Origin of the sequence: Chryseobacterium daecheongense (assembly GCF_003729955.1) — a bacterium.
Taxonomy (GTDB): Bacteria; Bacteroidota; Bacteroidia; order Flavobacteriales; family Weeksellaceae; genus Chryseobacterium; species Chryseobacterium daecheongense.
Window position 1 is genome coordinate 631,340 of the sequence record NZ_RJTX01000002.1, and the last position, 13,693, is coordinate 645,032.

Consider the following 13,693-nt stretch of genomic DNA (forward strand, 5'->3'; position numbering starts at 1 on the left):
ATGAAAAAGATCATATTAATAATACCTATCCTGATCGTTGCCCGGTTTCAGGCTCAGAATTTAACGCCATCAGAAAACTATATTTATAACAGAACCTATCTGGAACCGGTTACATCAGAACAGTCTAATGCAGCCCAAGTACAAAGTGTACAATATTTTGACGGCTTAGGAAGACCAAAGCAAAGTACTGTCATCAAAGCTTCTCCTTCCGGGAAAGATATGGTTGTTCATTCGATCTATGATAACGACGGAAAACAAACTAAAGCATATCTGCCTTTGCCTGTTAATTCTCAAAATGGAGCTTTCATTACAGGAATTACAGAAAATACGGTTAATACTTACTATGGGGTTAATAATGCTTTTTCTGAAATAAAAGTTGAAAAATCTCCTTTAGCAAGAGTTGAGAACGCAGCAGCTCCGGGGGCCGACTGGCAAATGAGTGGAACCAATACAAAAAAAATAGAATATCTGCTTAATGGAGCTAATGAAGTAAAAAGATTCAAAGCTTTTACGTCGTGGAATTCTTCAACACAAATTAATGACGTATCTGTTAGTATTGCTTCAGATAATACTTATACAACCAATGGATATTATAATCCTAGTATTTTGCTTAAAGTTGTATCAAAAGATGAAGATGGTAATGAAACACAGACTTTTACTAATAGTGACAAGCAGAATATACTAGTTAGGCAGATTAATAGAAAACCTGATGGTAATACAGAAAACGTTGATACTTACTATGTTTATGATGAGTTTGGAAATCTTTCGCTTATTATTCCACCTAAAGCTTCAATTTCTACATTAACATCAACCTTGCAGGATCAATTATGTTATCAATATAAATATGATAAATACAACAGATTGGTGGAAAGAAAGTTGCCGGGGAAGGATTGGGAATATCTGGTGTACGACAGTCAAAACAGATTGGTTGCTACTCAGGATGGAAATTTAAGAGTTAAAGGACAATGGCTATATACAAAATATGATAGATTTGGAAGAATTGCCATTACAGGAATCAGTACAGGTTCATCAAGAGTTGCGGAGCAAAACATGGTAAATGGGCTTGGCTTAAACAATGTAAATAGAATAGATTATGTTTTCTACAATAGACAAGGAATGGATGTATATTATGATAATCCGGATACAACATATCCTAATTCTACGAAATGGGTGTCTTTGTCGTCTGTTAATTACTATGATACTTATCCTGCTAATGCTCCTGCACAACCTACACAAATACAAAACCAGACTACACTTTCTTCAACGCCAACAGCCATTACTTCCAATGGATTGTCATCAACAAGAAGCACGAAAGCTTCTCCTACAGTAAGCTATACTAAAAATGTTGAAAATGATAACTGGTCTTCTGCCGTTATCTGGTATGATACTTTGGGTAGACCAATTGGAACTTATGGAAAAAATCATTTAGGTGGTTTTACAAAAACAGAATCAGAACTTGATTTTTCAGGGAAAACAAAAAAGATGGACACCTATCATTCCCGAAATACGGCTACAGCCGAAGTAATAATTAAAGATCGGTTTGTATATACTCCCCAGAACTACATTTCTCAGCATTATCAACAAATTAATTCTAATGCTGAAGAACTGCTTTCTGAGTATACCTATAATGATTTGGGGCAGGTTATCAATAAAAAGATAGGAAATAATCTTCAAAGTATAGATTATGAATATAATATTCGTGGTTGGCTGAACAAGATCAATGATCCGTCAAATTTAAATGGAAAGCTTTTCGGATATGAAATGAAATATACCAATACCCTTTACCCGGGTTATGCTTCTCCAAGGTATAACGGCAATATAGCACAGGTAGATTGGGCGACTGGAAATGATGGGGTTTTAAGAAGGTATTCATATCAATATGACCCCTTAAACAGGCTCGTAGACGCTAATTATTCAGAAACCACAAGCACTGTACCTGTGAATGAGTTTTACAATGAGTCGGTAGCCTATGACTTGAATGGGAACATTACCATGTTCTACCGAAATTCCAAAGGGGTAAATGGACAGCCAGAACAGATTGACAGACTTGAATATACTTATGATGGAAACAGACTATCATTCGTAAAAGATGCCAGTCATAATATTTCAGGGTATCCGGATGGGGGCAACACTATCTCATATGATGCAAACGGAAATATGACTAATCATGTGGATAAAGGTTACACAGGTATTACTTATAATTTCCTGAATCTCCCATCAAAAATCACCAATAACAATAAAGCTCTTACTACAAATTATATCTATTCGGCTGACGGAGCTAAAATGCAAATGACTAATGGATCGGCAGTAACTGATTACTTAGGCAACTTCCAATATACGAGCATATCAGGAGCAATTACTTTGTCTGTTGTTTCTAATGAAGAAGGATATTTTGATTTCGTTAACAACAGATATGTATATCAGTACAAAGATCACCTAGGAAATATTAGGATTTCTTATGCGAAAGGAAGCGATGGCAAACCAGTTATTCTGGAAGAAAATAACTATTATGCATTTGGGCTTAAACACGCAGGATATAATACCGGAGATATAACTAATAATAAATTTAAATATCTTTATAACGGAAAAGAACTCCAAACCAATGGTAATTTAGATTACGGTTGGAGACAATATATGCCGGATGTAGGAAGATGGAATGGTATGGATCAGCTTTCGGAGAAATATCATTTTTCAAGTCCATATGCTTATGTAATGAATAATCCTATTTTATTCGTAGACCCTGATGGAAGAATTTCTGATGAGTTTATGTCTGCAATGTGGAATTCTTCTCCAGCAGGACAAAACACTTTTTGGGAAAACACTGGAAGTGGTTTTGAAAGCGGCGGAGGTGTACTACTGGGTTATGAAGGAAATTATATTAGTTTAAATACAACATTAGGCGGTAACTCTGGAGGAAATGGTTTTGGAGACAGCTTTGGAAGCGCAAATGGATCTTTTAATAATTATGCAGGTATAGGCAACATATATATTCCTATAATTTATAAAGAACTTCCAATGTTAGTACTTAAAGGGGATAAATCCACATGGGTTGAACAATTTAAAAGTCATTTTGATAAATATGTAAATAATGGATTACTTCCAGATAAATGGTATGGTCCTGCGGGGCAAGGAAACTGGTTTTTTGGTACAAGTGCAACTTTAACTGGTTTTGTTGGAATTATACAATCTGAAAATATGTATGCACAAGGTGTTAGAAGAGGTATTTCCGGAAATTATACTTTGGCAGGAAGAAATTTAAATTTATTTGGAAAAGCACCAATGACAAAAGCTACTGTCCCTATTTCTAAAATTGGAAAAATGGGCGGTATACTAGGTAAAGTTTCTTTTGGTCTCGGAGTAGGTATGGACATTAAAGGGGTAATAAATTATTATGATAATCCCAATTCACCAAATGCTGTTATTCCAGCTAAAGCAGGTATTAATACAATTATGGGAGCCATTGGAACATGGGGTGGAACTCCTGGTGCAATTTATGGTGTATTTTACTTTGGTATTGATGCATTCTATGGTAATGGTACCGGTTGGAATGGAGTAATGAATGATATCGAAACAGCAGAACATAAATCGGATTATAGTATTGATTGGGGAACAATGGCTCCAAATGGAGCATAGAATTTAAGCTATGATAAAAAAAGCATATTATTATTTTTTCTATAAGATTTATAAATCAATAGAATATACCTCTGATGAACTAGGAGGTAAATTTTGGAGTGATTGGAAAGCAAGTTTGGTATTGGATGTATTATTTTATTTTATAATAACCTCATTATTTATTTATTATAAAATATTCTTCAATCGTTATATACATCTCAGTGAAAGCAATTTTGATATATTTTTAATCATAATTCCAATTATATTATTCAATTATTTTATTTTTCATCATAAGTATCAATGGAAAAATATAGTTAAAGAATTTGATAGACTGCCTAGAGAAAAAAATCTATTGGGGGGATGGATTGTTTTTGGAATAATATTATTTATTATTGCTAATCTGATTTTTTCATTTTATTTAATGAGTCAAATAGATTGGGTACAATATAGATGAATGGAAATGGAGGTCAAGGGGGGCTAGGTTTCTTTAATGGAGCTAATGATTTTCAAAGTGATATAGATAAAGGGTTTAATCAGGCTGGACCCTATAAGTTCATATTATGGGCTCATGAACCTAAATAAAATTTGGACCGATTGGAAAGCTTTTTTAGTTTTGACAGTTTTGGAAATTTGGTTAGTTTCTTTGGTAAAATATATTATTTATTTAATATTCCAATTGAAAGCTCAGATTATAGTAGTATTGACATTTCCACAGTTATTATAGGATTTTCTTTTATTATTTTAAATTGGTATATTTTTGAACATGAGGATAAATGGAAAACGATAATAAAAGAATTTGACTTGTTGGCTAAAAAAACTAATAGAATTGGAGGCATTATTGTATGGATACTAATCATATTAATTGTTGTGCTTTATTGGTATAGTATTTTTAGTATTCTTCCAAAACTCACTTATATTTAGTGTTTTGAAGTCAATACCATAATTTTTTAATTGATTCACAAAAGATTTACATAATCATATAGGACATATAGTTTTTTGATTTTTTATTCAAACTATAAAATATTTGATAATTCTTATAATTATAAATTAATATATACCGGCCCTTAATTGAGTCGGTATTTTTTAATTTGTTTTAGTCTTTTACTTGAAATAGTATTATTTTAAGTTAAACTAACACAAAAAATCTCTATATTTATTCTCCACCAACTAAATATACTATGGAAATCAGAATTACAGTAAAACAACTAGGTAAGAAACATCCTCTCCTCTCAGAGCAAACACTTGAAATTGCTTACAATCATCCTAATATTACATTATAAGACTTATTAAAGCTCATTGTCTAACAACAGGTAGAAATCTTTAATGAGAAATAATTTGAAAAGGAGGATGAGGATTACTTAAAAGCTCCACAAGAAAACTATCTTAACATTCTTACAGATACCGGAAAAATAGGCTTTGCCAGCATTTATAACAACAAAAAAGCTGATTTTGGGAAAGCACAGGAAAATGTCATTCAGGCTTTTGAAGACGGTATGTTTGCTGTGTTTTATAATGATGAGCAGCTTGAAAACCTCTCCCCAAACATAGATTAAGCTTGGGTCATACTTTCACTTTCATAAGGCTTACCTTTCTCGCAGGAAGCTACTGGTAATTATTTAAACACAAATCATAACATCAATGGAAATCACAGAAAAATTACAATCGAAAAAACTTGTCAATTACTATAAGAATTTAGCACTTGAGAGTATAAATTATAATTTCTCGGCAATTTGGAATTGGCTTTCGGCTTTTTGGAATTGTTGATTGTAATTGGAATTTTACATAAAAAGACAATTTTACTATGTATCGACACTAATAAACAGATTATAAAATAATTGAAATTATAGTGTACATTTAAGTTTATCATATTTATTTAAAATCATTCTTAATGAAATATTTCATAATTTTGACAGAGTGAAAAAGCTGATTTCCATATTGTTGTTATCATTATATTTGGTTTCTACAACCGAAGTGTATCAGCTTTTAAAAATGCCACTTCTCATTGAGCATTATTTTCAGCATAAAAACCTCAATCCTGAAATGTCGCTTACAGCATTTCTGAAAATCCATTACGACCATCCTGTGAAAGATAGTGATCACGACCAGGATCAGAAACTACCTTTTGTCTCCCACGTAAGCCTTCTTTCTGTGGTTTTTACCATCAATCCGTCTGTAGATTTTTATTTTACGGAGAAAATATACAATCCTCATGAGATCAAGAATACTCTTTATAAAAGTATTCTTTACCATAAAGAAATACTCAATTCTATCTGGCAGCCGCCAAGATTCCATCAATCTTAATCTGTATTTCTCAGTCATTTTTTGAACTGAGAAGGTATTCTGTTTACATATATATAAGTGCCTGCATGAGATGCAGATGCACTGGGATTTATGTTTCAGTATATTGGTTTTATCACAATAATTAAGATTAATCAATCACTTTATGCTTACAAAAATCATTGAGTTTTCAGTAAAGAATAAACTCATTATTGCATTGTTGGTATTAGGGCTCATTGGAGTAGGGGCCTATCAGGTCACAAAATTACCGATAGATGCGGTGCCTGATATCACCAACAATCAGGTACAGGTTATTACCACTGCGCCTTCTTTTGGTGCAACGGATATAGAGCGCCTTGTCACTTTTCCTATAGAACAGGCGAATAATAATATTTCAGGATTAAAGGAAATCAGGAGCTTTTCCAGATTTGGGCTGTCTTTGGTTACCATTGTCTTTGAAGATGATGTTGACATCTATTGGGCTCGGCAACAGGTTGCAGAAAGGCTGCAGCAGGTGAAAGCTGTCATTCCGCAAGGAATAGGAAACCCGGAACTTGGCCCTATTTCTACGGGGCTTGGAGAAATTTTTCAATATGTCATAAGGCCTGAAAAAGGATATGAAAAGAGATACAATATCACAGAACTTCGTACGATTCAGGATTGGATTGTAAGAAGGCAGCTTTTAGGAGTAAAAGGAGTAGCAGAAATCAGCAGTTTCGGAGGCAAACTGAAACAATATGAAATTGCAGTAAATCCCGACAAGTTGAACGCCTATGGAATTACCATCAATGATGTTTTTGATGCCCTTCAGGCCAATAATCAAAATACGGGTGGAGCTTATATTGAAAAGGGACCTACTGTTTTATATATCAGAAGTGAGGGGCTGGTAGGAAGTATTGAAGAAATCAACAATATTTCTATTGCTACAAAAACAAATGATGTTCCATTGTTTATAAGAGACATTGCAGAAGTGAAACCTGGCTTTGCAACCCGCTATGGAGCAATGACCTTTAATGATCAGGGAGAGGTCTCAGGGGCTGTAGTTATGATGCTGAAAGGTGAAAACAGCAATCAGGTTATAAAAAATGTAAAAGAAAAAATTGCCCAGGTTCAGAAGACCCTTCCCAAAGGAGTAGTGATAGAGCCTTTCCTGGATCGTACCAAGATGGTGAACAATGCCATTGGTACTGTCGAAAAGAACCTTACAGAAGGGGCGTTGATTGTTGTTTTTGTTCTCGTATTATTCCTTGGAAATATAAGAGCAGGTTTATTGGTGGCTTCGGTAATTCCTCTTGCGATGCTGTTTGCCATCTGTATGATGAATCTTTTTGGAGTCAGCGGTAACCTGATGAGCCTTGGGGCTCTGGATTTCGGATTGATTATCGATGGAGCAGTGATCATTGTGGAATCTGTTTTACATCAGTTCAGCCATAATTCAAAGTTTAAAAAGATATTATCTGTCGGACCATCAGAAATGGATACTATAGTTGTAGATTCTGCGGGAAAAATGATGAACAGCGCCGTTTTCGGGCAGATCATTATCCTGATTGTTTATCTTCCAATCCTTACTTTACAGGGAATTGAAGGGAAAATGTTCAAACCGATGGCTCAGACTGTTGCTTTTGCATTGCTGGGGGCGTTTTTACTGTCTCTGACTTATATTCCGATGATGAGTGCTGTTTTACTGAGAAAAAGAAGTGAAAAACCTACTTTTTCAGATAGAATCATGAAGAAAGCAGAGAAGATTTATCTTAATACTTTGCTTAAGCTTCTTAGAATTTCTAAAACGGTTTTTGTGATTGTGGCAGTCCTGTTTATAATGGCTGTTTTCATCTTATCCAGAATGGGAGGGGAATTTATTCCTTCTCTTGAAGAAGGTGATTTCGCAGTAGATACCAGGGTTTTGCCGGGAAGTAACTTGACAACGACTATTGAAAGTACCCAGAAAGCAGCTCATATTCTCAAATCCAGATTTCCGGAAGTGGAAAAGGTTGTTACAAAGATTGGAAGCGGGGAAGTTCCCACCGATCCCATGCCAATGGATGCCTCTGATATGATGGTGATTTTAAAAGATAAAAAAGAATGGACTTCAGCTTCCACTTTTCCGGAATTGGCCGAGAAGATGGGGAAACAACTTCAGGACGTCCCTGGAATTACTGCCAGTTTCCAGTTCCCTGTTCAGATGCGCTTTAATGAATTAATGACGGGAGCAAGACAAGATGTAGTAATCAAAATTTTTGGCGAAGACCTGGATGTTCTTTCACAAAATGCCCAGAAACTAGGGCAAATTATAGAAACAGTTGAAGGAACTCAGAATCTTTATATAGAGCCTGTTTCCGGAATGCCACAGGTGATCATAGAGTATAATCGTCCGCTGATTGCTCAGTATCATCTGTCTATCGCAGACATCAACAGGATTGTTAATACAGCATTCGCAGGACAAAGTACAGGATTGGTTTTTGAAGGTGAAAAGCGTTTCGATATGGTGGTGCGGCTTGATACTAAAGATCGCAAAAATGTTACCGATATTAAGAATCTCTTGGTACCCACTCCTTTCGGAAATCAGATCCCGCTATCCCAACTTGCCAAAATAGAGGTAAAAAATGGTCCTAATCAGATTCAGAGAGAAAATGCCCAGAGAAGAATTGTAGTGGGCTTCAATATAAAAGGCAGAGATGTACAAAGTATTGTGGAAGAACTTCAGCATAAAGCAGACCAAAAAATGAAACTTCCCACAGGATATTATATGACCTATGGAGGATCATTTGAAAATCTTAATAAAGCCAAACAGCGTCTTATGATTGCGGTTCCGATCGCATTGGCTCTTATTTTTGTGATGCTGTTTCTGGCTTTTAATTCCATTAAAGAAAGTTTACTGATCTATACTGCAATTCCACTTTCTATTATTGGGGGAGTATTTCTGATGGCACTCAGAGGAATGCCTTTTAGTATCAGTGCCGGAGTAGGATTCATTGCGCTTTTTGGAGTGGCGGTATTGAATGGGATCGTTTTAATTTCAGAATTTAATCGCCTGCGGAAGAGAGGAATTACAAATATTGTCAGAATTATTGTAGACGGAGGAGAATCAAGGCTTCGTCCCGTTCTGATGACGGCTTTTGTGGCCTCATTAGGATTTATTCCAATGGCTGTCAGTAATGGTGCCGGAGCAGAGGTACAGCGGCCTTTGGCAACTGTCGTTATTGGTGGGCTGATGGTGGCTACTTTTCTTACCCTGTTCGTTTTACCATTGCTTTACGTAAATATTGAAAAAGGATTTAAAATGAAAAAAAAGAATAATAAAAACTTGGCAGCTGTATTGATTTTGATTTTCGGTCTAGCAGGAATCGGGATTAAATCCCAAACTCCGATCAGTTTGCAGAATGCTATTAATATGGCATTGGAGAACAATAGAAACCTTAACAATGAAAAACTTAAAACGGAGTATTCAAAAGCGTTGATCAAATCGGCCAATGATATTCCACAGACAGGAATTACAATGGATTACGGGCAGATCAATAGTGCTTATAACGATATGAAATTCGGGGTATCACAGAATATAGCATTTCCAACAATGTATAAAAAACAGAAGAATGTATACACGGAAGAATGGAAAAAATCCATGTTAAACGTTTCTTTTAAAGAATATGAGCTAAAGAAAGCGGTGAGTCTTACTTTTTATAATATTTTATATTGGAAAGAAAAAGAAAAACTCCTTCAGGAAACTTTAAAGCTATATACTGATTTTCTGGATAAAGCAAGCCTTCGTTTGAAGGCAGGGGAGAGTAATATTCTGGAAAAAACAACAGCTTCCAACCAGAAGTCAGCGATAGAAATTCAGTTAAAGCAGGTAGAGCAGGAACTTTCTGTTTTAGGATATCAGCTTCAGTGGCTTTTAAATTCCGAAACAGATTTTCTGCCGGAAGATCAGAAAATTTTTCATGGCGGTCTTCAAGATGAGCTTAGCCTACATCCTGCCATCAAAGTACTGCAGCAGCAGAAAAATGTATATGAGCAACAGATTGTTCTTGAAAAGGCAAAAATGCTTCCTGGGCTTCAGCTAGCTTACAATCTCAACAGCTTCAGAGGAATGGGTGCTGATGATAACGTATACAACTCTGCACCACAGTTTCATTCCGTACAGCTGGGGGTTTCTGTTCCTGTTTTTTCAGGAGGACAGAAGTCAAGAATACAGGCCGCTAAAATTGCTGAATCAGTTGCTGAAAACGATTTGATAAATACGGAATTTGCTTTGAAAAGTCAACTTAAAAAGACAGCGCATATCTATCAGACCAATCTTGATATTGTTTCCCGATATGAAAGCTCAGAATTGAAAAATGCGGATGTCATTACTGAAACAGCTAAAAAACAGTTTCTTGCCGGGGAGATTAATTATCTGGAGTTTGTCATACTGGTCAATCAGGCGATTACCTTAAAGAATAATTATACCGACGCTGTATGGAAACTGAATCAAAGCGGTATAGAACTGGAATACATTACTTTAAATCCTTAACAATGAAATTTAAACTTAAAATTATATCATATTCCTTATCCATAGGATTACTCATATTTTACCAATGTAAAGACCATGAAAAAATAGAGACGGTTTCTGCTGCCTCTAAAGATGAAAATGTAGTAGTTCTTACCGATGCCCAATTGCGAAATGCTCCGATAGAAACAACAACGCTTTCTTTACAGAAGATTTCTTCGGTTTTAAAGCTTAACGGAATGATTGATGTACCTCCGCAAAATTTGGTTTCAGTCAGTATTCCTTTAGGGGGATACCTTACATCGAGCAGTCTGCTTCCCGGTAAACCTGTATCAAAAGGACAGGTGATCGCTGTTATTGAAAATCCACAGTTTATACAGCTTCAGCAGGATTATTTGATGGCAAAATCTAAATTGCATTTTGCCCAATTGGACTATAACCGTCAGAAAACACTAAACCAAAGCCAGGCAACCAGTGATAAGGTGATGCAGCAGGCACAGTCTGAAATGAACAACCAGAAGATCTTAATGAACTCTCTGGCTCAACAGCTTCGTCTTATCAATATCAACCCCGAATCACTAAGCTCAGGAAACATTACGAAAAGCGTACCTGTTTATAGCAGTATTAACGGTTTTGTCAGTAAGGTAAATGTGAATATTGGAAAATATGTAAATCCATCTGATGTGCTTTTTGAATTAATTAATCCGGATGATATCCATCTTAATCTTAAAGTATATGAAAAGGATTTGCAAAACCTGAACAAAGGGCAACGATTTGCAGCATATACTAATACCGATCCGGATAAAAAGTATTATGGAGAAATCTTATTGATAAGTAAAGATGTCAATCCCGGAGGTTGGGCTGAAGTACATTGCCATTTTGAAAAATATGACCAGAGCCTTGTTCCTGGAATGTATATGAATGCCGAAATAGAAACGAGTACTTCTTTCTCCAACGCAGTTCCCGAAGAGAGCATAGTTAATTTTGAGGGGAAAGACTTTGTTTTTGTCGAAGAAAAAAAGCAGACCTACAGGTTAACTCCTGTAACATTGGGTGAAACTGAAAACGGATTCATACAGATACTCAATTTTAATGATTTTAATAATAAAAAAATTGTAACCAAAAATGCCTATACACTTCTTATGAAACTTAAAAATACAGAAGAAGAATAGCTTGTAATAAATGAAGAATTATTCTAAAAAATTAAATAAGATATAAAAATAATGAAAACATCATCTTTAATAAAAAAAGGAGCCGGACTTATTGTGCTATTGATAATTATTATTCAATTTTTTGATACTGATGAAAATATAGCAGCTGCGCCCTCAGAAAATGCAATTGAAAAACATTATCAGGTGCCATCTCATGTACGGGGTTTACTAAAAACAAGCTGTTATGATTGTCATTCTAATAATACAGCTTATCCATGGTACAGTAGGATACAGCCAATAAAATGGTGGTTGGCAGACCATGTCAATTCAGGAAAACGACATTTGAATTTTGATGAATTCAACACATACTCTAATGAAAAAAAATTGGAAAAATTAGATGAGATTGCTGAGACGGTAACAAACGGAGAAATGCCTCTTACTTCATATACAGTTATCCATCATAATGCAAAATTATCTTCCGCAGATAAATCAGAAATAGAAAAGTGGGCAGCTGAAATTAAAAAACAGATCGAATAACAGCTGAAAAGGCAGAGGTTATCTTAATCTTCTTTTCAGGGAATAGTATTTAAATAAAAGTCTATCATACCATTGGGCAAATAATAGTAAAGCAACCGGAATAAAAAGGGTCTTCAATTGAAAATGCTGATAGGAGAATCCACCAATGATTCCGCCCAAAAAGAAACAGCTAATGATCATTAATTTTAAGAAGATACTTTTATTCAGTTGAATTCTTCTTCCTTTTTCTTTGTTAAAAAGGAGTTGTGACAACTCTATTCCTAAATCTGTAAAAAGCCCTGTGAGATGAGTGGTTCTTACAACTGATTGAGATACACGGGTAACAAGGGCATTTTGAAGTCCCATGGCAAAAAGCAATGCCGAAGAAATTATAAGGGGAACAGAAGGACGGTCTGGTAAGAGTTCGGGTGAAAAACCAACAGCAAGCATGATTATAATTTCAACAGACAAAGGAATTATATAAGAAGTGTGAGATTTGTGTTTTGAGGCCCATTCTATAATAATTCCCGAAAAAAAGGCACCCAGTAAGAAAAACAAAATATAGAACAAATAAATAAATGCCATCTTATAATTCTTTAAAAACAGTTCTTCAGAGAAATAAGCAAAATGCCCTGTAACATTGGTGGTGAGTGTACTTACAGAGAGAACCCCTGTGATATTCACTAACCCTGCAACACAAGATAAGATAGAAGCTAGTTTTAAATTATGGGAGTAGGTTCGTCCTTTCCCTTTATGTCTAAACATGGATCATTCCTTTAAAGTTATTATTTATGGCGGAAAAAACAAATATGCAGTTTATCAGAGGAGAGTATAAAGCAAAAAGATTATTTATCTGTAGATATTTGCAATACGGGTAAGTCTTTCCAAGTCTGTTAATTGTATTTTTCTTCCTTCCATTACAATGAGATGATCTTCCCTGAAATCATGAAGTATCCGGGCCAATGTTTCATTAGCTGTTCCTACCATATTGGCGAGATCAGCCCGGGAAAGAGTGATGTATACTTTATCTGAAATATCCGATTTATATTTCTTATGCAGGATTAATAAGCTGAGTGCCACACGCTCCCTTACAGTGCGCTGAGACAGAACTGTCATCAGGTTAGCCATTACACTGAATTCATGGCTAAGGCTTTTAAGAAGCAGTTTAGAAAATATCTCTGACCGATCAAGGATACTTAAAAAATCCTCCTTTGAGATAAAAGCAATAACAGAATTTTCGATGGTTTGAGTGGTATCCCCGTAAGAGTCATTACTTAATATCGCTGAATATCCAAAAAATTCTCCTGCATTATAGATGTAAATAATTTGTTCTCTGCCATCATTGTCCACCTTATATTTTTTTACTTTCCCTTTTTTTAAAAAAAATATACCATTAGGAATAGTTCCTTCGGTGAATATAGCATCATTTTTACGATAATTTTTAACCTGCATTACTTTTTGAAGCATCTCCTTATCATATTCAGAAAGCTCCTCAAAAAGATATTGATTATTAAAAATAAACTTTGAAATCATGGGTTACTAAATTAGGTAATTTTATGTCAATATAAATTTGACTTAAATCAAGTTTATGAAAGATATGCATCATTTATCCTTCTCTATAAAGCAATTATTTTTGTAACCATTGAAACCG

At 35.0% G+C, this 13,693-nt stretch carries 9 protein-coding genes; 7 read left to right on the forward strand and 2 right to left on the reverse strand.

The window, feature by feature from the left end; genetic code table 11:
* The 7 genes from EGI05_RS11415 (at position 1) to EGI05_RS11445 (ending at position 12,063) form a co-directional block, all read left to right on the forward strand.
* Positions 1-3,633, forward strand: a complete 3,633-nt coding sequence (locus tag EGI05_RS11415; protein WP_166668335.1) for a DUF6443 domain-containing protein — start codon at positions 1-3, stop codon at positions 3,631-3,633.
* Between the two features lie 10 nt (positions 3,634-3,643).
* Positions 3,644-4,066 (forward strand): hypothetical protein, encoded by a 423-nt coding sequence (locus EGI05_RS11420; RefSeq protein ID WP_123263147.1) that lies wholly within the window; start codon positions 3,644-3,646, stop codon positions 4,064-4,066.
* A 140-nt stretch (positions 4,067-4,206) separates the two neighbouring features.
* Entirely contained in the window at positions 4,207-4,533 is a 327-nt protein-coding gene (locus EGI05_RS11425; RefSeq protein ID WP_123263148.1) for a hypothetical protein, read from the forward strand.
* 993 nt (positions 4,534-5,526) lie between these two features.
* Positions 5,527-5,913, forward strand: coding sequence for a hypothetical protein (locus tag EGI05_RS11430; RefSeq protein WP_123263149.1), 387 nt, complete (start codon positions 5,527-5,529; stop codon positions 5,911-5,913).
* Between the two features lie 142 nt (positions 5,914-6,055).
* A complete protein-coding gene (locus EGI05_RS11435; protein ID WP_123263150.1) occupies positions 6,056-10,399 on the forward strand; it encodes a CusA/CzcA family heavy metal efflux RND transporter in 4,344 nt (1,447 codons plus the stop codon).
* 2 nt (positions 10,400-10,401) lie between these two features.
* Positions 10,402-11,547 carry an efflux RND transporter periplasmic adaptor subunit gene (locus tag EGI05_RS11440; RefSeq protein ID WP_123263151.1) on the forward strand — a complete coding sequence of 382 codons (1,146 nt, stop codon included), beginning with the start codon at positions 10,402-10,404 and terminating at the stop codon, positions 11,545-11,547.
* Positions 11,548-11,598: 51 nt separating this feature from the next.
* Positions 11,599-12,063, forward strand: coding sequence for a heme-binding domain-containing protein (locus EGI05_RS11445; protein ID WP_123263152.1), 465 nt, complete (start codon positions 11,599-11,601; stop codon positions 12,061-12,063).
* Positions 12,064-12,081: 18 nt separating this feature from the next.
* Here the strand turns inward: EGI05_RS11445 and EGI05_RS11450 are convergent, their stop codons facing one another.
* Together EGI05_RS11450 and EGI05_RS11455 are read right to left on the reverse strand one after the other, a co-directional pair.
* The gene (locus EGI05_RS11450; RefSeq protein ID WP_123263153.1) at positions 12,082-12,807 is read right to left on the reverse strand and encodes a YoaK family protein; all 726 of its coding nucleotides are present in this window, start codon (positions 12,805-12,807) and stop codon (positions 12,082-12,084) included.
* A gap of 84 nt (positions 12,808-12,891) precedes the next feature.
* Positions 12,892-13,575, reverse strand: coding sequence for a Crp/Fnr family transcriptional regulator (locus EGI05_RS11455; RefSeq protein WP_123263154.1), 684 nt, complete (start codon positions 13,573-13,575; stop codon positions 12,892-12,894).
* Positions 13,576-13,693: the final 118 nt, after the last annotated feature.

Excerpts from the sequence above, each read along its gene's own strand:
- EGI05_RS11435 (WP_123263150.1), top strand. The coding sequence starts at position 6,056 with ATGCTTACAAAAATCATTGAGTTTTCAGTAAAGAATAAACTCATTATT.
- EGI05_RS11450 (WP_123263153.1), bottom strand. The coding sequence starts at position 12,807 with ATGTTTAGACATAAAGGGAAAGGACGAACCTACTCCCATAATTTAAAA.
- EGI05_RS11455 (WP_123263154.1), bottom strand. The coding sequence starts at position 13,575 with ATGATTTCAAAGTTTATTTTTAATAATCAATATCTTTTTGAGGAGCTT.
- EGI05_RS11445 (WP_123263152.1), top strand. The coding sequence starts at position 11,599 with ATGAAAACATCATCTTTAATAAAAAAAGGAGCCGGACTTATTGTGCTA.
- EGI05_RS11440 (WP_123263151.1), top strand. The coding sequence starts at position 10,402 with ATGAAATTTAAACTTAAAATTATATCATATTCCTTATCCATAGGATTA.
- EGI05_RS11415 (WP_166668335.1), top strand. The coding sequence starts at position 1 with ATGAAAAAGATCATATTAATAATACCTATCCTGATCGTTGCCCGGTTT.
- EGI05_RS11420 (WP_123263147.1), top strand. The coding sequence starts at position 3,644 with ATGATAAAAAAAGCATATTATTATTTTTTCTATAAGATTTATAAATCA.